Origin of the sequence: Peribacillus sp. FSL H8-0477 (genome assembly GCF_038002765.1) — a bacterium.
Taxonomy (GTDB): Bacteria; Bacillota; Bacilli; order Bacillales; family DSM-1321; genus Peribacillus.
Map to the genome: position 1 here is coordinate 380,605 of NZ_JBBODE010000002.1, position 24,968 is coordinate 405,572.

Consider the following 24,968-nt stretch of genomic DNA (forward strand, 5'->3'; position numbering starts at 1 on the left):
AGTTTATATTTGTAATATATGATTAATAATGTAAAAATAGGGTAATAGAATTGCGTACATATTTTTACTTATCATAAGAAAATGGGGGGTCTATCGATGAAAAAGGGTAAATTATTTACCGGTATTTTTTCAAGTCTGTTTTTGGCAGGTGCCGTGTTGAGCGGATGTTCATCCTCTTCAGGCGGAGGGGATTCAAAGGATGATCTCACACTAGAAGTCTTTCAGTTTAAAGTAGAATTTAAAAACCAATTTGAGGAATTAGCAAAAGCTTATGAAAAAGAAAATAAAGGCGTAAATATCAAGGTTTCGACTGTTGGGGGAGGAAATGACTATAAGCAGTCATTGACAACTAAATTTGCATCGGGCGAGGAACCGGCAATTTTCAATATTGGCGGACCTACAGATGTCGAGCAATTCAGTGATCGTTTACTCGATTTAGGTGAAACAGATGCATCGAAGGCTGCGCTAGAAGGAACGCTTGATGGAGTTACGGTCGATGGAAAGATATTAGGACTGCCGTTCAACCAAGAAGGATATGGGTTTATTTATAATAAACGAATTTTTGAAAAGGCAGGAATTAAGGCAGAAGAATTAACGTCTTATGACAAACTTTTGGAAGCGGTTAAAACACTGGATAGTAAAAAGAAGGATTTAGAATTAGAAGCAGTCTTTGCTTTTCCCGTTAAAGAAAAATGGGTGACAGGAAATCATTTATCAAATGTTTTCTTGGCTCCAGAGTTCGAGGGGAACGTACTAAAAGCCTATGAGTCGCCAACTGTGGAATTTAAGAATAGTGAAGGGTTAAAACAGTTGGTCGATTTGCAGAATGACTTTTCGGTACAACCGACTACAAGCTTAGATTATTCACAACAGGTTGAGGAATTGTTCTCCCTTGAACGGGTGGCTATCATTCAACAGGGAAACTGGATCTACAACACAGTTTATGAGATGGACCCAGAATTAGCTGAGAAAGGAATTGGCATTATCCCAATTCCGGTTAACGGAGAGTCTAAAATGCCAGTAGGAGTGCCGAACTACTGGGCAGTAAATACTAAAGTTGATGAAAAGGTACAAAAAGAAGCGAAGAAATTCTTGGATTGGATGTACACTTCAGATACTGGAAAACAAGCAGTGTTGGAAGACTTTAAGTTTATCCCTGCCTATGAAGGATATGATGGGACGAAGATTGCTGATCCAATTTCACAGGAAATTTACAAATATTCTGAAGCAGGAAATACGATTGGATGGGCCTTTAATGGTTTCCCAATTGGATGGAATGAAGACGAATTCGGAGCAAGTGTTCAAGCCTATGTCTCTGGTAAATTATCTTGGGATGAATTAGTTAAAAAGAATATGGACGCATGGAAAGAGATTCGTTCACAACAATAAAATAATAAACAGAGAGAAACGGAGAGGAGTCCGCTCCACTTCGTTTCTTTTTAGTTTAAGAGCTTTATAGACATTGGAAGGGAATGGAGGGTTGATTGGATGCGAAATCGTGACTTGTCATTTTGGCTTTTTCTTTCACCAGTTCTAATTTGTTTAATTGCCGTGGTTATTATTCCTTTATTAAATGGACTGTTTTATTCCTTTACTGATTGGAACGGGCTTAGTTTGAGTAAGTTTGTAGGCTTGGATAACTATACGAAGTTACTCAGTGACAATGAATTCATGACATCTTTCTGGTTCACGATTAAGTTTTCAGCTGCGGCTATTATTGTCATAAATATTATTGGTTTAGGATTAGCCTTAATTGTAACGCAGCACATTAAAAGCAGCAGTTTTTTACGGACAATATTTTTCATGCCCAATTTGATCGGTGGATTGATTTTAGGTTTTATCTGGCAATTTATTTTTACAAAGGCATTTGCAGCAGTTGGTGATGCAGTTGGGATTGAAGGGTTGAAAGGATGGCTATCAACCTCAGAAACTGGTTTTTGGGGACTCGTCATTTTGACATCTTGGCAAATGGCTGGGTATGTCATGCTCATCTATATAGCGTATTTGCAATCGGTCCCACAGGAATTAATAGAAGCAGCCCAAATTGACGGGGCAAGTAAGTTTCAGCGGTTTAGAACCATTACCGTTCCACTTATTGCACCAGCATTTACGGTAAGTCTATTCCTGACTCTATCTCATTCTTTTAAAATGTATGATCAGAACTTATCTCTGACTAACGGGGGACCATATAATTCGACAGAAATGGTTGCAATGAACATTATTAAATCAGCTTTTACTGATAACGCTATGGCCTATGCTCAATCAAAGGCTGTCATTTTCTTTGTAGTAGTAGCAGCCGTCTCGCTTGTTCAGGTATTTTACAACAAGAAAAGGGAGGTTGAACTATAATGAGTAATCGCCGGCTGCTCTACCTGGTTGAGATTATGGGAATCCTTCTAGCCCTGGTCTGGCTCTTCCCATTTTATCTAATGGGAGTAAACGCGTTTAAAGAAAAACGAGATATTTTCGCTGATACAATTGGACTTCCGGAAACATGGACATGGGATAATTTTGTCCAAGCCTTTGAACAATTAGGATTCATAAATGCTTTTGGGAATTCATTATTGATTACGGGTGTCAGCACCGTGTTAATAATCATCTTTTCTGCCATGGCAGCCTATGCTTTGTCACGAAACAAGAGTAAGTTCAGCTCTTGGATATTCTTCGTATTTGTGGCATCCATGTTAATCCCGTTTCAATCGGTCATGATTCCACTTGTGGCTCAATTTGGTAAACTCGACATGCTTAATCGAGGCGGCTTAATTTTTATGTATATAGGGTTTGGAGCAAGTCTCTCTATTTTTCTCTATCATGGGGCATTAAAAGGAATTCCAGAGTCACTTGATGATGCAGCTAAAATTGATGGGTGTAATAAATTTCAGACTTTTTGGTATATTATCTTTCCGTTATTGAAACCGATGTCCGTTACAGTTGGTGTATTAAATGTTATTTGGATCTGGAATGATTATTTATTGCCTTCTCTCGTGATTGGCGGCAATGGGACGGAAACCATTCCATTGAAGTTGTTCTTCTTCTTTGGTCAATACACGAAACAATGGCATTTGGCGCTTGCTGGTCTAACGATTTCCATACTACCTGTGATTATTGCGTATTTCTTTGCACAAAAACAAATTATCAAAGGCATTTCAGATGGAGCTGTTAAGTAAATCACATCTTAAAGGAGTGAATTGCAATGAAAGTGGTTGTTTGGAATGAAAATCGTCATGAAAAAACGAATGCGGCTGTATCAGCAATCTATCCAAAGGGGATTCATGGTGCAATTGCAGAGTTTCTTCAAGCACAAGGCATAGATGCATCTACGGCAACGCTGGATGAACCAGAACATGGATTGAGTGAAGAGGTATTAAACGAGACCGATGTCTTGCTATGGTGGGGACATAAGGCACACGATGATGTGAATGATGAGATTGTTGAACGCGTTTATCAGCGGGTTTTACAGGGCATGGGGCTCATTGTTCTTCACTCAGGACATTTTTCGAAACTTTTCAAGAAATTAATGGGGACCACTTGTGATTTAAAATGGCGTGAGGATGGAGAAAAGGAACGGATTTGGGTCGTGGATCCCAGCCATCCGATTGCCGAAGGAATTGGAGAGTATTTTGAGCTGGAGCAGGAAGAAATGTATGGAGAGCATTTCGATATACCTGCCCCTGACCAACTAGTCTTTCTCAGCTGGTTTGAAGGCGGCGAAGTTTTCAGAAGCGGCTGTACATACACTCGTGGAAATGGTCGAATATTTTATTTTAGACCGGGGCATGAAACGTACCCGACCTATTATAATCAGAATGTTCAAAGAGTCATTCAGAATGCAGTTGAATGGGTTAAACCAGTTAAAAGAATTCGACCTGAATATGGACATTCCCAAGCAATCGAGGATCTATCATCAAAGAATAAACAATAGGGAGAGATTGATATGCGAAAATTGAAGGTAGGAGTCATTGGCTGTGGAAGTATTGCAAGATATCGCCATCTTGCAGAATACCAGGCACATGAAAATGTTGAAATAACAGCTGTCTGTGACGTTGTCCAAGAAAGGGCACTCGAAATGGCAGAAAAATTTGGAGCAGCTGCATATACTGATTATCAGGAACTGCTTAAGAACGGTGAAATAGAAGCAGTGAGTATTTGTACTCCCAATGCCCTCCATGCTCCAATGTCAATTACAGCCCTACAGTCTGGAAAACATGTGCTGTGTGAGAAGCCAATGGCGACATCTTTAGCCGAAGCGGAAGCAATGATTGAGGCTGCAAAAGTAAATAAAAAGAAATTAATGATCGCTCATAATCAACGATTTGTTCCCTCCCATGATAAAGCTCATGAACTGATTCAAGCTGGCGACCTAGGCAGAATTTATAGCTTTAGAACGGCATTTGGTCATGGAGGCCCGGAAGGCTGGAGTATTGATGGAGCCAACAGCTGGTTCTTTGATAAGAAACAGGCATTTATCGGAGCTATGGGTGATTTGGGTGTGCATAAAACGGATTTAATGCGATTTTTACTTAATGAAGAATTTACAGAAGTGGCAGCATTTATAGAGACAAATGCAAAGCAAAATACAGAGGTTGATGACAATGCAGTATTTATTTTAAAAACAGAAAACGGAATTATTGGAACCTTGGCTGCGAGCTGGTCTTATGATGCGAAAGAAGATAATTCCACCATCATATATGGAGAAAAAGGAATTCTGCGTTTAGAGGATGATCCCGACCATTCATTAATCATTCATTATACTAATGGTCAAACAGTGAAGGAGAACCTTGGGGGAATTCAAACCAATGAAGAAGGAGGGCAGGAGGATTCAGGAGTCATTACTCGTTTTGTAAAGAGTATACTCTTGGACACGGTTCCTCCAGTCAACGGGGATGAAGGGATGAAGTCATTAAAGGTGATTTTAGGAGCACTTGATTCCAACAAAACCAAAAAAATCATTACATTATAAGAGGTGAAACAGCATGGAAAAGATAAAATTGGGGATTGTTGGAGCAGGCGGCATCTCTCGTGACAGACATATCCCGGCTTTTCAAAAACTTCAGGATAAAGTCGTTCTTTATGGGATTCAAGATATTGAGGAACTGAGAGCAAAGGATCTTGCATTAAAAAATAATATTGAACATGTCTTTACGAATTATCATGATATGTTTCAAGAAGTCGATGCAGTCCTCGTAGCGACACCTAATAAATTTCATGCAGAGATTACGATTGCAGCTCTTGAAGCAGGATGTCACGTTTTATGTGAAAAACCAATGGCGATTACAACGGCTGAGTGTGAAGCGATGATAGAGGCAGCAAGTAAAGCAGGGAAGGTCTTATCTATTGCATACCATTATCGCTTCATGAGAGAGGCACAAGCTGCTAAAGTTGTTATTCAACAGGGAGAAATTGGCCTTCCATATGTAGGGAGGGTTCAAGCGTTACGCCGTAGAAAGGTGCCTGGATGGGGCCTGTTTACCAATAAAGATCTCCAAGGCGGAGGCGGTCTGATTGATTATGGCTGTCATTTACTTGACTTAGCGTTATGGCTGATGGGAGATCCAGAGCCGATTGAAATCTCTGGAACCACCTATAATTATATAAGCAAGGGTCATGAGCAAGTTAACCAATGGGGGAAATTCGACTCGACAACGTTTGATGTAGATGATCACGCAACCGGCTATATTAAATTTGCTAATGGAGCTTCTTTATTATTAGAAACTTCTTGGGCAGCGAATATTCGTGGAGACGCAAACACACTAAGCCTCTCAGGAACTGATGGGGGACTTGATTTATGGCCGTTTACCTTAAATAAAGCCAAGTATGGCATGTTATTGAACAGTGAAGCTGAATGGATTCCTGGTGATGAAACGCCTGATGTGCAGCAAGCTGAAAACTTCGTTGACAGCTGTCTTGGTTACTCTGAACCGCTGGTGAAGCCATATGAGGCCTTAAAGGTTTCAAAAATTATTGAAGCTATTTATAAGAGTTCAGAAAGCGGAAAGAGTATACATTTGGATTTGAAGGAGAGGGAGATTACATGAAATTAGGAGTATTTACTGTACTATTCGCTGATAAATCCTTCGAAGAAATGTTGGATTATGTAAAAGAATCCGGGGTAAAAGCAGTTGAAATCGGCACTGGCGGATATCCTGGCAACAACCATTGTCCGCTTGAAGAGTTGTTAGAAAGTGAAGCTAAAAGGCAAGCCTATTTGGAGGCAGTGCATTCGCGTGGATTAACGATTAGTGCTTTCAGTTGTCATGGTAATCCCTTGTCACCCGATAAAGCATTTGCCGATAAATGTCATGATACCTTTGTTAAAACGATTCAACTTGCCGAGCTACTGGAAGTTCCTGTCGTAAACACCTTTTCAGGTACCCCGGGAGATCAGGAAGATGCCAAATACCCAAACTGGCCTGTAGCACCATGGCCGAATGAGTATAGTAAAGTTTTGGAGTGGCAATGGGAAGAAAAATTGGTTCCCTATTGGAAAAAATGGGGGAAATACGCTGAGGACCATCATGTGAAAATCGGGCTGGAACTTCATGGAGGATTCCTTGTTCATACACCCTATACGTTACTGAAGCTTAGGGAGAAAACATGCGAAGCTATAGGCGCAAATCTTGATCCAAGTCATTTGTGGTGGCAGGGCATCGAACCAGTAGGAGCCATTAAAATTCTTGGTAAAGCTGGTGCCATTCATCATTTTCATGCTAAAGATACCTTCTTAGATCAAGAAAATATCAATATGTATGGCTTGACTGATATGCAGCCTTATAGCAGTGTGCAGACACGTTCATGGAATTTTCGATCAGTTGGATGCGGCCACAGTATTCAAGAATGGTCTGATATTATTAGTGCCCTGAGGACATTCGGATATGACTATGTTGTCAGTATTGAGCATGAAGATCCACTAATGTCGATTGAAGAAGGATTCCATCGCGCTGTCCGTAATTTGAATTCCGTTCTGATTAATGAAAGCCCAGCTGAAATGTGGTGGCTTTAATTTATTGTAGATAGCCAAAGGTAAAGCATTCCTCTACAGGGATGCTTATTTTTTCTGAAAATTTATACTCTTTATATGGTTATTAATGGAGATTCCTCTTGGGCTATGAAATAATAAATAAAAAGGTTCGAGGTGAAGGCTGTGAGGAATCACGAGATTACGAGTGTCCATCCATTATTAGATGAACGAGGCGTGTTAGCTGAATCAGGGTATTCAAAAAGGGAGCTTCTAACCTACAATCGCTTTGCCATTAAAGCTAACCCTTGGCGGATAAAAGAATGGGATTATTACTTGATCTCGAATAATGAGTTTGCGGTGGCATTAACCATTGCAGATAATTCCTATATGGGTTTAATCAGCGCTTCTCTGCTGGACTTTAAGATACCGAGTCAACTAACGACCAGCGTCATGACCTTAGCACCAGGAGGCAAAATGAAACTTCCCAGCAGTTCGAAAATTGGGGATGCCGTATTTCGTAATAAGCGAGTGGAGGCTGAGTTCTATAATGACGGCAGGAAAAGACAGCTGAACTTTAAAATGAAAAAGTTTCATCAAACGGATGACCTGTTTGTGGAAGTAGAGCTATTTGATGAACCAGAGGAATCAATGGTTATTGCTACCCCTTTTAAAGAAGATAAAAAGGCGTTTTATTATAACCAAAAGATTAATCCGATTCGCGCAAAGGGAAAGGTACTATTCGCTGGGCGTGAGTATCTGTTTGATCCTGCTGATTCCTTTGCCGTTTTAGATTGGGGACGCGGTGTCTGGACATATAAAAATACTTGGTATTGGGGTTCAGCTTCAGGATTAATTGAGGGAGTACCGTTTGGCTTTAATATTGGCTATGGGTTTGGTGATACAACAGCGGCGACAGAAAACATGCTTTTTTATCAGGGAAAGGCACATAAACTCGATGATGTAGATTTTCAAATTCCAATCAATAAAGAAAACTCAGAGGAGTACATGAAGCCTTGGACATTTCATTCAAGTGACGGCAGATTTGAGATGACATTTAATCCGATTATTGACCGACATGCCTATTCATCCGTACTCCTTATTTCGAGTAATCAACATCAGGTCTTTGGACGGTTTTCTGGAAAGGTTCTTTTGGACGACGGTAAAGAAATTATTGTAAAAGATTTATTAGGCTTTGCAGAAAAAGTAAGTAATAAATGGTGAAACTAAACTTCTGCGGTTACTATTCTCTTAATCAATCGATTAATTAAACTTATTTATAGATTTAATCAATCGATTAATTAAATCTATGTATCTATTGTGAAATCTCGATATTTAGTCTTAATCAATCAATTGATTAAAATAGGTATGCATCAAATTAACCTGTAAATTCTCCTTAACTGGGATTGTGTTAAAAATTTTACAGCCGAGGAAAACATTGACCCGTAATTGTTAGTAGAATGAAACTTAATTATAATAAAACTTTGTTAAAATAATAAGTTAGAGGTTCATCTCTTCTATTTTAAAATGGTTTGTTTAGAAGGTCCTTCTAACGGGGGCAATTACTTTGACTTATAGATAAGCGGGGGAAAATCAATGGTGTCTGAAAATCAACTAATCGATAAAAAATTTTATGAAACACTAGTCAGTGAAGAACAAGCATCTTATGCTATTCAAGTTTTAGGAGAGGCCTATCTTGAAGAACAAAAAAATGAACTTCCTGAATTAGGAGAAATCCGGTATTCGCAAGGTGAATTATATTACCACTTTAAAGATTACGAGGCTGCTATCTTTAAGTGGGAAAGTATTTCCTCAGAATTACGACCGTGGGCGAGAAAGAACAGTGCAGATGCCTATTACCAACTTGGTATGCTTTCAACAGCTGAAGATTTATATAAATCCATCGAAGCGGAAAGCTTGGTATTAAGAGCGGAAGTTGCCCTGCAGTTATTTTCATTATACATAGAAGAAGCACGGTTTGATCTTGCTTCAAGAACGATTAAAGACGTTGTCGATTTCCACCCTGATTACCCGAATGTAACGGAAGTGGCTCGTTCATTTTTTGAAGACCAACGGGATTGGAACAGTGCAATAGATTTGGCTGCTAATGAAGGAATACGGACAGGTGTCCTTTCATGGTTTGATGTCCTTCAAGGATATGTAGATTACGGGTATACAGCTGCGTTACAACCTGAATACTTCGTTCCTGTTCTAGAAACATTACACGCTGAGGATAGCCAGCGTTTTGAAAAGTTAGTGTTGTCATTATGGGCCATTTATGAGAAACAACCTTCGTATTTCACATGGTTGAATACGATTAATACATTCTTTATGAAGGCTGAGATAGATAAACGAAATACATGGTATGGTATTGTCAAAACGTATAAGGATACGTATATTTCTTTGTTAGACGGCAGCCATTTTATTAAAGAACTGGAAGAAATCATTCCTAACACACTCACCAATTGGCTGAAGCTCACAGATAAGAATAATTCGCTGTTTGCCTCTACTGCAGTACTTGCCTGGAATGAAATATTCCGTGGAAGCTTAGATGCACTTGTTGTACAGGACGCTGAAGCAATGCATCGGGGTGCCAGCGTACATCATGAATCGTTTACAGAAAGCATTGAGCTTTATCAAACCATCATTCGTTGGGCTGAACAGCTTGAACTTCAAGTTGGAGAGAAAAGCAAATGGATGGTTAATCAGCTAATGGATCGTTCTGCACGAACTCTATTGATTGCAGGGATGGATCCTTTAGGAAGTGCTTTAGTTATCAATGGGTTATCCGGTGAAGAGGTGATTTCAGAAGGCAGTGCGGCGTTTATTACGGTGAGCGACAGTCGTCAACCTGAAATTAATCAGATTAATAATGAAGGAATTCTTCCTTTACCTGATTTAGAAGCCATTGAAGAATCAAGCAATTATAGAGAATCCATTTTCGAGGTGAAATTTCCATCCCTATTACTAGAGGAACAGGCATTAACATTTGTTAATACTCCAGGTTTATCAGGGAGTGCGGCTGTTCGAAATGAGTTTTACACATTAACGCATATGGCAGATGGATTATTAGTTACACTTGATGCACAGTCACCATTTACTGAGCGTGAACGAGAACTTGTCTTAGATGTGAGAAAACGGACCCCTCACTTACCGATTCATTTTGTTTTAACAAACTTAGAAAAAATATTCAACGAGCATGATGCCATCCGGATTCTTGAAGATACAGCTGACCGTATTCATGATTATATCCCAGAAGCAGAACTATTTGCTTATTCAAGTCAACAGCATCAAGGTGATGCAGCCAGCTTTATTTGGCGCAATTTCAGCGGCGACCATCTTCCTGTCGATCGTACAGGCAACATGTTGTTCTACATCCGTAAAACCTTAGCAGCCCTGCTAGAAAAACGGATTGAGATGGAAAATCAACATGTGGAATCCATCAGATGGAATGAAGAAATGGTCATTAAACTTAACGGGGCCATTCATCAAGTAACAGATCAAGAGACAGAAAATGTACGTACGATTACCAATGCCTATAAATTACTTAAAGACGAAGTTCGGAATGACCTTACAGGAAGGATTCCTGATCTTCTTCGTGACTGTGCTAGTCTGTTAAAAGAAGACAGCGATTTCCGACGTATACATGTCTTACTTAATGAAGAGATGAATGTACGGATTCAGGATTATGTCAAAAACCGGGTACTTCCTAAATTCCATGTTTCCTTACAAGAATGGATTAATCAGTCAAAAGAAGAATTTAACCAAAGTCAGCTTCTATTAAATGAAATGGCAGAAGGTTTTAATACTCTTTATGGCGACGAACGTATTGAACTCGCATGTGATTACCGAGTGCTTGATGACTGGAGTCGTGATGCAGAGCGGATGACAAGTATGGTGCAAGTTGATGACATGAATATTCTAATGCGTCATACACCGTCACAACTTCTCCTTAAAGGTGCCGGTAAGTTATTCGGGGGAATTACGCAAAATAAAGGCACATTATATAATCAATACAAAAAATATCTAGAAACCATGGATTATGATGATGTAGCAAGTGCAGTTGCGGCAAAATTCCTTTCACAATTTGTTTTGTTTGAAAAATCCCTAGAACGAGATATTGCGATGTTCTTTAGACATCCATACAATGTTCTTAATCAACACACGGAACAATGTCAAATTGAAATTTCAGATAGCCAATCCGCACTAGATCGAATGAGAGAACTTCCAGAGTTATATCGGGATCCAATCACATTATTTAAAATAAGATTGCGTCAATACGAAATGATTCAAGATTCTAGAAAGTAACTATCAAAAAGAGGCTGTTCCTCCAAGGAACAGCCTCTTTTTAGATCTATTTCATTTTTTTGATATCCTCGTCACCTTCAAATTTATTATCTTCAAGAATTCCAATTTCATCAATAAATCGTCTAGCTTCCTCATCACCATATTGATAAATAATGGAGTAAATGTGTTTTAGAGAAGCATCGTACTGATCATTTGGTTGGTCTTTGTGATAAGGAACATAGGGAATAAGTGATCGGATGTGTGCTTGTAAGTCTGCCGTATGACTTTTCTCAAGTTGTAATTTCAAATCAGCTAATTCCTCTTCAGTTGCGTATATTCTAAAGTTTGGATTTTCTTCAATCAGCGGCTTTTCAAGAATATCTCCGCTTACAAGATCAACAAAATAGGTTTGTTTTTCGGAATTCATCATGCTCATCTCCTCATTTTCTTTAGTACTATTCTTTTACCACAATTTTGAATGTTTTAACCCTTTCCACTGAAAAGGAAACTATTATAATGGTATAATGAACCAATTAGAAAGAGGATTGGAGAGTTGATCATGCGAAAAAAAGCACTATTAATTCTACTTGCTTTAGGTCTGTTAGCAGGTTGTACAACTCGTGCCTATGAGACGAACATGGAGTTAGGCAGGAATGAATTAAAGAAACAACATTATTTAGAAGCTTCTGAAGCATTCGATAAAGCTTATCAAGATAATGATTCTGCTGTAGCAAAAGATCTTCGGAACTTATCAGCTGCTATGAGTAAAGCAATAACCGCTTATGAAACATCAGATTATCCAACAGCTCTTACGTTATTAGATAAAGTAATCAAGTATAAAACGAGTGAGCCTGAAGGTGAAGACGTTCATAAACAAGCGAAAAAACTGAAGGCGGAAGTAAGTACAGCCATAAAAGAAAACGAAGAAATGACGTTGAAACTCGCGGAAGGAAAAGTTTTGCTTTCGCAAAAACAATTTAAAGAGGCACGCAGCCTTTTCGAAGAAGTGGCTGAATCAAATGAGCCTTCGACAAGTAAGATTAAGACCGAAGCAAAAAAACTGATGGATCAAACGATACAAAATAAGGATCAAGCAGGTAAAACGATCGATACGGAAAAATCTGAAGAAACGGATAAACAATCTGAAACGAAAGAAGCCAGTGAGTCCACGGAATTAACCACAGAACAAGGCAAAGAAGTAGTGGCCGAATTTATTAAGATGAACGACTCTTCAAATTTAACGATACAATTTGATCGAGAAGATGAAAAAGGAAATTATATTTTTCAAGTATACGAGATTGTCATAGACAACCCGGAAACAAAAGAAGGCCATACCGCAACATGGGGCTGGTACAGCGTTAATCCCAAAACAAAAGAAGTTGAAGATTTAATGTAGCAAAAGAGCTTATCCAAGCTCTTTTTTTTATGTATGGATTCACTTTCGGCTGGTGAGTGGTTTCAGACGGGATTAATTAGGTTTCCCCTTGAATAATAGAAGGAATACCCCCCTGGATTCCGTTCCGAAAAAGGAAGAGAGTCATTTTGGGAAAAATCATTATACCCATAGGGGTAATTTTCGACTGAAAAAAGGCTTCAGACGGGAATAGTGGTTGTCCAGACGGGAATAAGGTGGTCGCAGACGGGAATAGTGAGTTTCCCAAAAACCAATATAATAGAAGGAACAGCCCCGTTCCCGGTTGAAATAGGGTTCTGAAAGCAGGATTTCCTTTCTGGAGAGCGAATGTGAATGATAAGTGATTTAAGAATGGGGGAGTTGTTGATGACGGAAGAGTATCTTGTACTGGATGGTGCTGAGTCTTTCTTTTTTGAAGGTAATGATATCGGTGTTTTACTATGTCATGGCTTTACCGGAACAACACAAAGTATGAAGCCGCTTGGGGAAGCGTATGCTAAGGCTGGCTATACTGTCTGCGGGCCGCGTCTTAAGGGACATGGCACTCATTATGAAGATATGGAACGGACAAAGATGGAAGAATGGATGGCGTCGGTTGAGGAAGGATTAGGTTGGTTGAAGGACCGCTGTGAGACAATCTTCGTGACGGGTCTCTCGATGGGAGGGACACTCACACTCTACTTGGCTGAAACGTATTCAGACATTAAAGGAATTGTCCTTATTAATGCGGCGGTGGAGCTGCCGCAATTGGAAATGGCTCAGCATATAACCGATACACGTTTTCTTGATGCAATTGGTTCTGATATTAAACTGGTTGGAAATCAGGAGCTGGCTTATATGAAAACGCCGGTTCGTTCAATAAAGGAACTGATAAAATTAACGGACGCAGTCAGCAGTAAGTTAAACAAGGTTAGTTGCCCAGCCTTATTATTTGTTTCAATGGAAGACCATGTAGTACCGCCAACTAATACAAAAATTATCTATGATAGAATCAGTACAAATGATAAAAAAATAATTACACTCAAAAACAGTTACCATGTGGCGACGCTGGATAATGATCAAGGAATTATTATTAGTGAAACATTAGCCTTTATAAAACGAGCAGCAAAGAGTAATAGCTTGTATTCATGAGGTACAGCTGTTTGTTTGAAAGCATCTTTTTTCGCAGCCTTATGTTAAAAAAGTTGTAAATATTGCTAAATACCCGTAATTTTAAAGGTAATAATGGATTGTTGAAGGAGATTTGAGAAATGAAGATCCTTGTAATAGAAGATAATGAAAGTGTTTGTTCGATGCTGGAAATGTTTTTTGCGAAAGAAGGGATTTCTGGAGAATTCGTAATGAATGGGCTTGATGGTTACAATCGGTATCTTTCAGGTAAATGGGATGTGTTGATTCTTGATTGGATGCTCCCGGGCATGGATGGGGTAGCTATTTGTCGCAAAATAAGGAGTGCAAAGGATACCATTCCCATTATAATGTTGACGGCAAAAGACAGCGAATCCGATCAGGTATTGGGTCTGGAACTGGGTGCAGATGATTATGTAACGAAGCCGTTTAGCCCATTGGCCTTAATGGCGAGGATTAAGGCAGTTACAAGGAGATATCAGAGTGGGAGTGCGGAGCAGAAGGAAAAACATATGCTTGAAACAAAGTATCTAAGGATCAATAAAGATACGAGAGAAGTATTCCTTGATGGTAAGCCAATTACGAATTTGACGCCAAAAGAATTTGATTTGCTTTCCTATTTTGTTCAGTCACCTCGTCAAGTGTTTTCGAGAGATCAGCTGCTGGAGCGTGTATGGGGTTATCAATTTTATGGTGATGAACGGACCGTGGATGTTCATATAAAAAGGCTGCGAAATAAAATTGGCTCCCCGGCACGTCCTATGCTTCATACGGTTTGGGGTGTCGGGTATAAATTCGATGAAAGTGGAGCGGGGTATGAGAATTAAATATCTTTATCAACTGCTGGGAAGTAATATTATCATCTTGGTCGTGGCTTTTCTTACTTTAAGTTTGCTGTTTGCTAAATACGTTGAACAACTTGTTTACGAAAATACAACGAATGAACTGATTACATATGGCGAGGAAATCTTAACGGAGTTTGAAAATAATCCAAGAGGTCAATCAACAGTACTTAATCAATATGCCTCTGTTCTTGATGATAAGGATATTTTTTTTAGTGTGTTTGATCAGAATCGCGACATTGTATATCCTTATTCAGGTCGTTTGTCGCGTTTTGAGCCTAGCAATGAAGAGTGGGAGAAACTAGCACGGGGTGACACAGTTATTATCCGTCAAGAAAGCAAACGCTTTGAACAGGAAGTTTCGCTGGTTGTTCTTCCTTATATTCAGGCAGGGACGCTGGTCGGGGGAATCTTACTAATTGCCCCAGTCAGTGGTTCAAGAGAAATGATCAGCGAAATTAATCAGTATCTGGTTATTACTGTCCTAATTGCTCTGACAATTTCCTTCCTATTAAGCTGGCTGCTATCAAGGGTACACGTCAAACGAATTCAACGGATCCGTGATGCTGCCTCGATGATTGCAAGTGGGAATTATAATGTTCACGTCCCATCAGCTAACTTCGATGAAATCGGTGATCTTGGAAATGATTTTAATGAGATGGCCGGAAAGTTGAAAGCTTCTAATGAAGAAATTGAAAATTTGGAGAGCAGAAGACGGCAGTTTATGGCGGATGTTTCTCATGAACTAAGGACACCTTTAACCACAATCAGCGGGATGCTTGAAGGCTTAAGAGATGACATGATTCCCGAAAAAGAGAAACTGAAGGGTGTTAACCTTGCAAGTCAGGAAGCAAAACGGCTGATTCGCTTAGTTAATGAAAACTTAGATTATGAAAAAGTTCGTTCTAATCAAATTAAACTGACTAAAGAATCAATACAGCTGCATGAGTTGATGGAAGTGATAAAAGAACATCTCAACATACAGGCAGCAAATAAACAAAATGAAATTCTTGTCGAAGTTGCGGAAGAAGTACTTGTGTATGCAGATTACGATAGATTGATTCAAATTTTGATTAATATTACGAAAAACAGTATACAATTTACGGATAATGGAACCATTTGGCTCAGAGGAAGAGTGAGCAATAAGGAAACGGTTATTGAAATTGAAGATTCTGGAATAGGCATTGATCCGGATGACATCCAAACGATCTGGAGACGTTTTTATAAAGCTGATCTTTCTCGGACAAATAATCCATATGGGGAATTTGGACTTGGGTTGTCAATAGTAAAAAAATTAGTTGAACTACATGGGGGGAAGATAGAGGTATCTAGTAAAAAAGGAAAAGGAACGATCTTTACAATTTACTTGCCTCTATTCATTAATGAAGGATAAGACTTGGCTGTTAAAAGCCAAGTCTTATTTTTTTTCATTTTTTCATTCAGGTTTCATGATTTGTTAATAAATTTTTAATAATTGATGGTTATGATGATACCAAGATAACCAAAAAAATAAAAATGAGGTGTTAAAAGATATGGAAAATAATACTGAAACAGAAAGAATGGAACAGACGCCTGAAGTTACTAAAACGACTCGGAAAGAACAAAAAAGAAAGTCCATCTGGTTTTCATCGCTCACATCAGGAATTGTCGGATCATTGTTAACTTGTTCGGTATTTGTTTTTGGTGCTGATTATATCGATTTTAATCAAACATCTCAAAATGATACACAAGGTGCTGCACTTATTGAAGAGAAAAGTGATTCTGCTGCTTCGCTGCCTATAGCAAAAACTTCATATAGCAATGATAATTCTGGAATAGCAGATATGGTTGAAAAAGCGTCTAACTCGATTGTTGGAGTGATTAATTATCAACAGCAGCAAAGCTCATACAACGGGGGAATGTTTCCAAACTCTAGCTCAACTAACGGTTCATCAGAGGTTGAGAGTGGAACGGGTTCAGGTGTTATGTATAAAAAAGAAGGGAATAAAGCGTACATTATTACAAATAATCACGTGATTGAGAATGCGAGTAAGGTTGAAGTTTCTCTCAGTGACGGCGTGAAGACAGCGGCAGAGATTGTTGGTTCAGATGCGTTAACGGATCTTGCTGTTCTTACAATTGATGCTTCTAAGGCACCTGATAAAATCAGTTTTGGAAATTCCGATGCTATTCGTACTGGTGACTCCGTAATTGCAATAGGCAATCCGCTTGGTCTAGATTTATCACGTACAGTAACACAGGGGATCGTTAGTGCCACTGGCCGTTCAATAGATGTCACGACATCAGCAGGTGAATGGAATTTAGATGTGATTCAGACTGATGCAGCAATTAACCCAGGGAACAGCGGGGGAGCACTGATTAACGCGCAAGGTGACGTCATTGGTATTAACAGCTTGAAAATATCTGAAGATGGTGTGGAGGGTCTTGGTTTTGCTATTCCAAGTAATGATTTACTTCCAATCGTTGAAGAGATTATTAAGGATGGAAAAGTCACTCGGCCATACTTAGGGGTCAGTCTTGGGAATGTCGGCGAACTGCCTCAGAACTATCAACAGTCAATTAATCAAGCAGCTGCAGAAGGTGTCATGATTACAAGTGTTGAGAATGGTTCACCAGCAGCAGAGGCTGGACTTTTGCAACAGGATATCATTACCGAAATTAATGGTACGAAAATCACAACTACATCAGAATTAAGAAAATATTTATATAAAAATGGAAAAGTGGGTCAAGAAATGAGCTTTACCGTGTATCGTGGGGACGATAATAAAACGTTAAAAATCAAGTTAGGTAAATCATAATAATTGTACAAAATCTGTCGTTCACCTTACCCGATTGGGACAGGTAAGCGGCAGTCTTTTTTACCCTAGTCCTTGAACAGAACTACAATATTTGCCAATAATAAAAAGCTTGTTGTTTTAATATGGATAGTGTAATATATTTACAAATATTCAAAAAACCCCAAAAAGGTCATTTGTAATAATGATATATTTATTACCAAGTTTATTTTTCAAGAATTCATGGTATATAAATACTAGAGTCTATTTTAAGGAAGTGATTTAAATGGTTCAATTTACTGTACGTGTAAATTATCAAGGTAAGCTTTATCAAACCAATGTTCTTGCACATCGTGAAGATGCAGAAGAAGAAATCTATAACAGAGCTTTTGAACAAGTACAAAGACAATGGAAAGAATAGAAAGAAGCAGGTCCTAAAAGGATGCCTGCTTCTTTTTATTTTTGATTACATTTATTATGCTAAAAAAATAATATTTAGGATGATAGTATAGACAACTAATAAATGAACAATTCAGATTTACGCTACTTCATCTTTTTCCAATAATCCAATTTAAAGCACCTGCTTCCATTATTTGAGGGAGGTTTAATGAACATTTTGTGACATAAATCTTAATCCGTTGTATTTTCTCTTTTATAATACTAAGATAGAATCGTGAGTTTGTGAATATATTAACACTTGCAGTGAAACTGCAAGTTATAATTTTATTTTCGAGGGGAAAGGAGTACAAAATGAAACTAAAGGGAATTTTACTGTTTTTAATTTTCACTATTGTCACCGTGTTAACGGGTTGTGATAATCCGTTACTCGTTCTTGATCCAAAAGGCCCGGTTGCTGAAGAGCAATCAAATGTTATTAAGTTGTCCATGTGGACTATGGCCGGAGTTGTATTAGTTGTTATTGTATTATATGCATTCATGCTTACTAAATATCGTGCTTCAAAATCTAGTGCGGACTACGAACCACCGCATATTGAGGGAAATAAATATCTTGAGGCGCTATGGATTGGTATTCCAATCATTATTGTTGCCTTCCTTGGGTGGGTAACAGTTGGCTCGCTTGATAAAGTCGAGAATGAACAAACTGGTTATACTGAAGATAAACTGACTATTTATGCTGTATCATCTAATTTTAAATGGCACTTTAGCTATCCAGAAGAAGATATAGAAACGGTTAACTACTTGAACATCCCAACAGATCGACCACTTGAATTCAAATTATATTCGTATGGCCCTATTTCAAGTTTATGGATTCCACAACTTGGAGGTCAAAAGTATGCAATGAGTGACATGGTTAATACCTTGCATTTAGCTGCAGACGTTCCTGGAGCTTATATGGGCAGAAACGCTAACTTCAGTGGTGAAGGATTTGCTCATATGGAGTTTGAAGCATTAGCTATGCCTCCTGCAGAATACGAAGAATGGGTTAAAGATGTTAAAGCAACAGCTGATGAGCTGACAGAAGATAAATTTAATGAACTTCTAGAAGCCGATCATGTTGGACGCAGTACCTTTAATGGAACACATTTAGATTTTGCTCCAGCACCTACTGGTCATAATCATGGAACAGACGATTCCGAAGATGGTCCCAAAGAAGATAATAAAGATCACGAAGAACATGAACACGATCATAAATAATGATAAGACTACTAGTTTAATAAATTAGTAAACGAAAGGAGTCACACACATGAAATGGGACGAATTTATCGTAACCGGAGAACCCATGATTCTTATGGCGCAGATCAGCATCATCGTTGCTTCGATCGCCATCGTTGCGGGCTTAACCTATTTTAAAAAATGGGGATATCTCTGGAAAGAATGGTTAACAACTGTTGACCATAAACGAATCGGGATTATGTACATTTTAGCTGCCTTACTTATGTTATTTAGAGGGGGCGTTGATGCACTATTAATGCGTGCACAGACAGCTAGGCCTGAAAACGGTCTTTTAGATGGGCAGCATTATAATGAGATCTTTACAACACACGGGGTTATCATGATTTTATTCATGGCAATGCCTTTTATCATTGGTTTAATGAACATCGTTACTCCTTTGCAAATTGGGGCACGTGACGTTGCTTTCCCACGTTTGAATGCAATCAGTTTCTGGTTATTCTTTGCTGGAGCAATGCTATTCAATATTTCCTTCGTAATCGGAGGATCACCTGATGCAGGTTGGACGGCTTATTTCCCTCTTGCCAGCACAGAATTCAGTGAAACGGTTGGGAATAACTATTACGCTATTGCCATCCAAATAGCGGGTATTGGTACCTTAATGACCGGGATTAACTTTATTGTTACCATCCTGAAAATGAGAGCTCCTGGCATGACATTAATGAAAATGCCAATGTTCGTTTGGTCCAACCTGATCACGAACGTTATCATCGTTTTTGCTTTCCCAGTATTAACTGTGGCATTAGCATTAATGACAACGGATCGTTTGTTCGGCACTCAATTCTTCACCACAGCTAATGGTGGTAGTGATATGCTTTGGGCCAACCTATTCTGGGTTTGGGGACATCCTGAGGTATATATCGTTATTCTTCCTGCTTTCGGGATTTATAGTGAGATTATTTCTACGTTTGCTCGTAGAAATCTGTATGGATATAAATCAATGGTTATCAGTATGGTTGCCATTTCGTTGCTTTCATTTGTAGTATGGGCTCACCATTTCTACACAATGGGTCACGGCGCAGTAGTTAATGGAATCTTCTCTATTACAACTATGGCCATTGCAGTTCCTACCGGGGTCAAGATATTTAACTGGCTCTTTACGCTCCGAAAAGGAAAAATACAATTTACCAGTCCTATGCTATATGCATTAGCATTTATTCCAATCTTCACAATTGGTGGGGTAACAGGTGTAATGCTTGCTATGGCAAGTGCTGATTACCAATACCACAACACCATGTTCTTAGTAGCTCATTTCCACTATGTATTAATTCCAGGAACAGTATTTGCAGTAATTGCTGGATTTATCTACTGGTGGCCAAAGATCTTTGGTTTCAGCTTGAACGAAAAAATCGGGAAAGTCACGTTCTGGTTTATTGCAATCAGCTTTAACGTAACGTTCTTCCCAATGTTTGTTACTGGTCTAAATGGTCAGGCACGTCGTATGTACACGTATTCTGAATCTACAGGTTTTGGTGCCTTGAATATGCTTTCATTTGTCGGAGCACTTGGTCTTGCAATTGGATTCGGATTACTAGTTTATAATATTTATTGGAGCACACGTTACATGCCAAGAAACGAAACTTCAGATCCTTGGGATGCACGTTCATTAGAATGGGCTACTCATAGTCCAATTCCAGAATACAACTTTGCTCTTGTTCCAACAGTTGAATCTACAGAAGCTTTCTGGGATCAAAAGAAACATAATATCCCGTTATTTAAAGGGAAGTATGAGCCAATTCATATGCCAAACAATAGTGGAATACCAGTTATTCTTGGCGTACTCTTCTTCTTCTGGGGATTCTTCATGGTATTCAGCTGGTGGATTCCAGCAATCATAGCAACAATCGGAATCTTTGCTTGTATGGTTTATCGTACATTCGAGAAAGATCATGGACACTATATTTCAGTTGAAGAAATAGAAGAAACTGAAAACAAATCGCGAGGTGCTCACGCATGAAAATAGATAACTCGCTTCCTTTAGAATATGGAACCGAAGAAAATCGGTTGAAAATATTTGGTTTTTGGATCTTTTTAGGGGCAGAAATTGCCCTCTTCGCTACCTTGTTTGCCGTGTACTTCACACTGGTTAACCGGACTGGAGATGGACCCACAGGCAGTGAAATATTTGAACTTACACCGGTTTTAATTGAAACATTCCTGTTGCTGACAAGCAGCTTCACAATCGGTTTAGCTATTCATGCTATGCGGATTGGTAATAAAAAAGCGATGATGACGTTCTTTGGAATTACGCTAGTCCTTGGACTTGGGTTCCTTGGAACAGAAATCTTTGAATTTGTCACATATATTCATGAAGGAGCAACTTACCAAACAAGTGCTTTCGTATCTGCTTTAATGACAACTCTTGGAACACATGGTGCTCACGTTACACTTGGTCTTTTCTGGGGACTGTTCATCATCATGCAGGTTAGAAAGCAGGGTATTACTCCTGAAACTGCAAATAAATCGTTTATCTTTTCATTGTACTGGCACTTCTTAGACATTGTTTGGATCTTCATTTTCAGCTTTGTCTACTTGAAAGGATTGATGTAATATGAAACAACTATTCCCTATGAAGCAAGTAATGGGATATGTGTTCTCACTAATCCTAACAGTCGTCGCCCTTTCTGTTCTTATGTTTGATTTGTCTGCAACGACTGGCATGCTGATTCTTCTTGTTACAGCATTTGCTCAGGCTAGCATGCAAATTGTATTCTTCATGCATATTGGAGAATCAGAAGATAGAAATACATTGTACACAAATATTGGGTACTCTCTCTTCGTTGGTATTGTTACTATTCTTGGTACACTGCTAACTATGATTTGGGGCTATCAGTAAATAGTAAAAAACCCTTAACGCATCATATGCGTTAAGGGTTTTTTTTAGATTTATGATTTCACTCTTCTTGTTTTTGTAATGAGTTCCTCGGTAATCGTAAAGAACAATCCCACTCCAAACACCAGCATCGAGTTAAATACTATAGCAATCGCAGCAAACGTTAAAAGATGATTATCGTTGTAACCGGTTTCAAATAAACTAATAATAAATATGATTCCACCTATTGTACATCCAATCATTGCAAAGATACGGACAAAGTTAAGTAGTTTGTATTGTTCCATTTTACAAATCATCTCCTTATATAGTTAATTTTAGTATAATTCACAAATTTGTCAAACCTTTTTGTTATTTTATTGTATTTTATGCAAAAAGTGTTGACAAGTGTATAGATAAATGAAAAGTAAAATTCACCCTAAATTTAATATCGCAATATTCTAACTTATTTGATAGTATTGGTAATAGTTACCACGTAATTTAGAGGAGGGGGCTAATATAAAGCTTGCAGCGAGATTAACAGGGAATTTACTTTTATACATAATCATTGGATTGCTTTTGGTATTACTGGTCCTTATGCCTCGTGAAACAACCTCACATCGTGAGGGAACCGTTGACGTGATGAGTTATTCATTTACATGGAGCTCTTATAAGCAAAACATCGTTAATTATTGGACAGAGGTAAAAGAGAATAAAACACTTGGAATGACTATGTATGAAGATCCTGTGGAAGAAGAACTCATTTATTATGCTAAAAAAAGTATTGTACTTATTATTCCCGCTTTTTTACTGAGTATCTTTTTTGGTGTCTGGAAGGGAATATACGATTACCGTCATACTGGCGGTGTTGGGAAATTAACTGGGAAAGGAACCACTTGGGTTTTACAATCCGTCCCAGACTTCTTCTTTATTATGGTCATTCAGATGTTTATGTTCTTTTGTATGAAAAATGATATATGGAAACCGGATATTTATGGCGATGAAGAGTGGTACAACGTATTTTTACCGATTTTCTATCTTTGTATGTACCCGATTGCTATAATCGCTCGTCTAACTGCAGAAGCATTAGAGGAGGAAGAAACAGCTGATTATATTCGGACAGCACGTTCGAAAGGTGCTAAGGAGTGGGCGGTTATCTGGAAGCATGCCTTGTTGAATTGCTGGCCGAAGTTGGTACAGCATTTAATGCCGATTGTCTTAATTATCATGTCAGCGATGTTTGTGGTCGAATATTTATCAATGTATCGCGGTATTGGCACAAGACTTATTAGAGCCCTTCAGTTTAATGGGTGGTTTTATGCTGGTGAACCGATGGTCATGGATACTGCAGCAATAATAGGGTTCAGTTTATTATTGATGGCTATTTTACTAGTTTTCCAATGGCTTCAGGAGATTTTGGCCTTTTTCCTAGTTCCAGTACGGAAGGAGGATAATAAATGAAAAAAAATGTCCCGCTGTTCATAGGCATATGCGGATGTTCGGTGTTTATGTTTCTGGCGATTGCAGGATCCTTTTTACCGGGGATTGATTCCAAACTAACGACGCGCAGCTATTATCCGGATTTTTTTTCATACCCGCCGTTCCCGCCATCCGAAGATTTTTTGTTGGGTACTGACCGGGAAGGTCGTGATGTACTTAGTTACCTTGTGATTGGGACAAGGTATACACTTGCAACGGTAATTGGTATGAGCCTGTCTGTCTTTATTTTAGCGATGATATTGGCTGTTAGTGCAGCTCATTCAAAAAGTATCAATCTGATTTTGCAAGCTTGGAATTACTTATTCTCTCGTGTTCCGGTAATTTTTATGGTTATGTTTTTTTCTTTACTGCCATTAATTGTTTTCAGCCCAAACCGAATAGTCTGGATGATGGGGTTGATTATCGTATTTGAAGTAGGAAAGGTAGCCGAGCTCATGAAGAAAAGTATTCAGCATGTTCAGGTTTCAACGTATTACGAAGCAGCAACTGTACTCGGAACAGGGATTAAAGGACTGTTTACTAGATATTATTGGCCACTATGTTCACCGCAGTGGCTGTCTTATTTCTTCACACATCTGGGCAATATGTTATTTTTGATCGGACAGCTTGGGGTATTTGGAATATTTTTATCACAAAGCTTATCACAAATGGAGAATGGAGCATACATGATTACGAATACAGCTGTCGAATGGCCGCTATATATTTCAAATGTACTTATTGATATTGATGGAGCTCCTTGGATTCCTATTACAGCAGCTATATTTATAGGCTGTGCTATGTTTTCTTTTTTTGCACTCAGCGAAGGCATCAGGCGCAAGTCACGCTTAGAACATCAAGGCTGGATTGTGAGAAAAGGATCACGGCTGAACAGGTTCCTATCTAAGTTTCCTCGATCAAAAAGTGCCTAACAAAAAGGTTAGAAGGAGAAAACGATGCTAAATAAACAAGGATTTGATATTTGGGCAAATAAGTATGATCAAAGTGTTAAAGTTAGTGAAGATCAATCCTTATATCCATTTGCGGGGTATAAGAAAGTAATCAACACCATTTATAATGAAATTATGCAGAAAAAACATGCGCTGGTGTTAGATATTGGTATAGGAACAGCGATTTTAAGTCACCGGCTATATGACAATGGGCATAGTATTGACGGTCTCGACTTTTCTGCTAAAATGATTGAAATTGCTCAAGCCAAAATGCCAAAAGCGAATGTACTAGAATGTGATTTTTCAGCAGGTTTGCCTAAAGAAATCAAAGAAAAGAAATATGATTTTATTGTAAGTACGTACGCTTTGCACCATTTAAACGATGATGAGAAATTGACGTTCATTAAAGAATTACTGCCATTAATAACGGATAACGGAAAAATTTTCATCGGGGACATTGCCTTTCAAAATCGGGATAATTTGGAGGATTGTAGAAAAGAAAGTATTACCTATTGGGATGATGATGAGTTTTATTTTGTATACGATGAATTTGTTGTCATGTTACAAACGATATGTACATGTGAATTTCATCCAATTTCACATTGTGGTGGTATTTTGATCCTAACCAAATAATTTATAGT

General features: G+C 38.5%; 24 protein-coding genes. 22 read left to right on the top strand and 2 right to left on the bottom strand.

Annotated features, from left to right (window positions below; all coding sequences use genetic code 11):
* Positions 1–96 precede the first annotated feature (96 nt).
* The 9 genes from MHI18_RS13585 to MHI18_RS13625 all read left to right on the top strand — a co-directional run bounded on the left by MHI18_RS13585 (position 97) and on the right by MHI18_RS13625 (position 11,263).
* On the top strand, positions 97–1,389 hold the full coding sequence (locus tag MHI18_RS13585; protein ID WP_340848098.1) for an ABC transporter substrate-binding protein: 1,293 nt from the start codon (positions 97–99) through the stop codon (positions 1,387–1,389).
* Positions 1,390–1,488: 99 nt separating this feature from the next.
* A complete protein-coding gene (locus tag MHI18_RS13590; protein WP_340848099.1) occupies positions 1,489–2,349 on the top strand; it encodes a carbohydrate ABC transporter permease in 861 nt (286 codons plus the stop codon).
* The gene (locus tag MHI18_RS13595; protein WP_340848100.1) at positions 2,349–3,167 is read left to right on the top strand and encodes a carbohydrate ABC transporter permease; all 819 of its coding nucleotides are present in this window, start codon (positions 2,349–2,351) and stop codon (positions 3,165–3,167) included. The genes MHI18_RS13590 and MHI18_RS13595 overlap by 1 nt, the downstream gene beginning before the upstream one ends.
* Positions 3,168–3,193: 26 nt before the next feature.
* Positions 3,194–3,922 (top strand): ThuA domain-containing protein, encoded by a 729-nt coding sequence (locus tag MHI18_RS13600; protein ID WP_340848101.1) that lies wholly within the window; start codon positions 3,194–3,196, stop codon positions 3,920–3,922.
* Between the two features lie 12 nt (positions 3,923–3,934).
* On the top strand, positions 3,935–4,960 hold the full coding sequence (locus tag MHI18_RS13605; RefSeq protein ID WP_340848102.1) for a Gfo/Idh/MocA family protein: 1,026 nt from the start codon (positions 3,935–3,937) through the stop codon (positions 4,958–4,960).
* Between the two features lie 13 nt (positions 4,961–4,973).
* Entirely contained in the window at positions 4,974–6,035 is a 1,062-nt protein-coding gene (locus MHI18_RS13610) for a Gfo/Idh/MocA family protein (protein ID WP_340848103.1), read from the top strand.
* Complete coding sequence (locus tag MHI18_RS13615; protein WP_340848104.1) at positions 6,032–7,000, top strand: sugar phosphate isomerase/epimerase family protein; 969 nt, start codon at positions 6,032–6,034, stop codon at positions 6,998–7,000. The genes MHI18_RS13610 and MHI18_RS13615 overlap by 4 nt, the downstream gene beginning before the upstream one ends.
* A 141-nt stretch (positions 7,001–7,141) precedes the next feature.
* A complete protein-coding gene (locus MHI18_RS13620) occupies positions 7,142–8,179 on the top strand; it encodes a DUF2804 domain-containing protein (RefSeq protein ID WP_340848105.1) in 1,038 nt (345 codons plus the stop codon).
* A gap of 372 nt (positions 8,180–8,551) precedes the next feature.
* Complete coding sequence (locus MHI18_RS13625; RefSeq protein WP_340848107.1) at positions 8,552–11,263, top strand: GTP-binding protein; 2,712 nt, start codon at positions 8,552–8,554, stop codon at positions 11,261–11,263.
* Positions 11,264–11,309: 46 nt separating this feature from the next.
* On the opposite strand, the gene MHI18_RS13630 is transcribed toward MHI18_RS13625, so the two are convergent.
* Positions 11,310–11,669: a hydrolase gene (locus tag MHI18_RS13630; protein ID WP_340848108.1), complete on the bottom strand. Its 360-nt coding sequence runs from the start codon at positions 11,667–11,669 to the stop codon at positions 11,310–11,312.
* 132 nt (positions 11,670–11,801) lie between these two features.
* Here MHI18_RS13630 and MHI18_RS13635 point away from each other — a divergent pair, with 132 nt between their 5' ends.
* The 10 genes from MHI18_RS13635 to qoxD all read left to right on the top strand — a co-directional run bounded on the left by MHI18_RS13635 (position 11,802) and on the right by qoxD (position 21,928).
* The gene (locus MHI18_RS13635) at positions 11,802–12,638 is read left to right on the top strand and encodes a hypothetical protein (protein WP_340848110.1); all 837 of its coding nucleotides are present in this window, start codon (positions 11,802–11,804) and stop codon (positions 12,636–12,638) included.
* A gap of 384 nt (positions 12,639–13,022) precedes the next feature.
* Positions 13,023–13,787 (top strand): alpha/beta hydrolase, encoded by a 765-nt coding sequence (locus MHI18_RS13640; protein WP_340850293.1) that lies wholly within the window; start codon positions 13,023–13,025, stop codon positions 13,785–13,787.
* A 119-nt stretch (positions 13,788–13,906) separates the two neighbouring features.
* Positions 13,907–14,611, top strand: coding sequence for a response regulator transcription factor (locus tag MHI18_RS13645; RefSeq protein WP_340848111.1), 705 nt, complete (start codon positions 13,907–13,909; stop codon positions 14,609–14,611).
* Positions 14,601–16,019, top strand: coding sequence for a sensor histidine kinase (locus MHI18_RS13650; RefSeq protein WP_340848112.1), 1,419 nt, complete (start codon positions 14,601–14,603; stop codon positions 16,017–16,019). Before MHI18_RS13645 ends, MHI18_RS13650 begins: the two co-directional genes overlap by 11 nt.
* A 139-nt stretch (positions 16,020–16,158) precedes the next feature.
* Complete coding sequence (locus MHI18_RS13655) at positions 16,159–17,424, top strand: S1C family serine protease (RefSeq protein WP_340848114.1); 1,266 nt, start codon at positions 16,159–16,161, stop codon at positions 17,422–17,424.
* A 262-nt stretch (positions 17,425–17,686) separates the two neighbouring features.
* Positions 17,687–17,821 carry a BA3454 family stress response protein gene (locus tag MHI18_RS13660; RefSeq protein WP_340848115.1) on the top strand — a complete coding sequence of 45 codons (135 nt, stop codon included), beginning with the start codon at positions 17,687–17,689 and terminating at the stop codon, positions 17,819–17,821.
* Positions 17,822–18,150: 329 nt separating this feature from the next.
* The gene (gene qoxA / locus MHI18_RS13665) at positions 18,151–19,056 is read left to right on the top strand and encodes a cytochrome aa3 quinol oxidase subunit II (RefSeq protein WP_340848116.1); all 906 of its coding nucleotides are present in this window, start codon (positions 18,151–18,153) and stop codon (positions 19,054–19,056) included.
* A 49-nt stretch (positions 19,057–19,105) separates the two neighbouring features.
* Positions 19,106–21,049, top strand: coding sequence for a cytochrome aa3 quinol oxidase subunit I (gene qoxB / locus MHI18_RS13670; protein WP_340848118.1), 1,944 nt, complete (start codon positions 19,106–19,108; stop codon positions 21,047–21,049).
* Positions 21,046–21,642, top strand: a complete 597-nt coding sequence (gene qoxC / locus MHI18_RS13675; protein ID WP_340848120.1) for a cytochrome aa3 quinol oxidase subunit III — start codon at positions 21,046–21,048, stop codon at positions 21,640–21,642. Before qoxB ends, qoxC begins: the two co-directional genes overlap by 4 nt.
* Before the next feature lies 1 nt (position 21,643).
* Complete coding sequence (gene qoxD / locus MHI18_RS13680; RefSeq protein WP_340848121.1) at positions 21,644–21,928, top strand: cytochrome aa3 quinol oxidase subunit IV; 285 nt, start codon at positions 21,644–21,646, stop codon at positions 21,926–21,928.
* 50 nt (positions 21,929–21,978) lie between these two features.
* Here qoxD and MHI18_RS13685 read toward each other — a convergent pair whose 3' ends face one another.
* Positions 21,979–22,209, bottom strand: coding sequence for a hypothetical protein (locus tag MHI18_RS13685; protein WP_040374438.1), 231 nt, complete (start codon positions 22,207–22,209; stop codon positions 21,979–21,981).
* 265 nt (positions 22,210–22,474) lie between these two features.
* Between MHI18_RS13685 and MHI18_RS13690 the strand changes: the two genes are divergently transcribed.
* From MHI18_RS13690 to MHI18_RS13700, 3 genes are read left to right on the top strand one after another with little or no spacing between them, the layout of a single operon-like run.
* Positions 22,475–23,362, top strand: a complete 888-nt coding sequence (locus MHI18_RS13690; protein ID WP_340848122.1) for an ABC transporter permease subunit — start codon at positions 22,475–22,477, stop codon at positions 23,360–23,362.
* The gene (locus MHI18_RS13695; RefSeq protein ID WP_340848123.1) at positions 23,359–24,309 is read left to right on the top strand and encodes a hypothetical protein; all 951 of its coding nucleotides are present in this window, start codon (positions 23,359–23,361) and stop codon (positions 24,307–24,309) included. The genes MHI18_RS13690 and MHI18_RS13695 overlap by 4 nt, the downstream gene beginning before the upstream one ends.
* A 24-nt stretch (positions 24,310–24,333) precedes the next feature.
* Positions 24,334–24,960: a class I SAM-dependent methyltransferase gene (locus tag MHI18_RS13700; RefSeq protein WP_340848125.1), complete on the top strand. Its 627-nt coding sequence runs from the start codon at positions 24,334–24,336 to the stop codon at positions 24,958–24,960.
* Positions 24,961–24,968 lie beyond the last annotated feature (8 nt).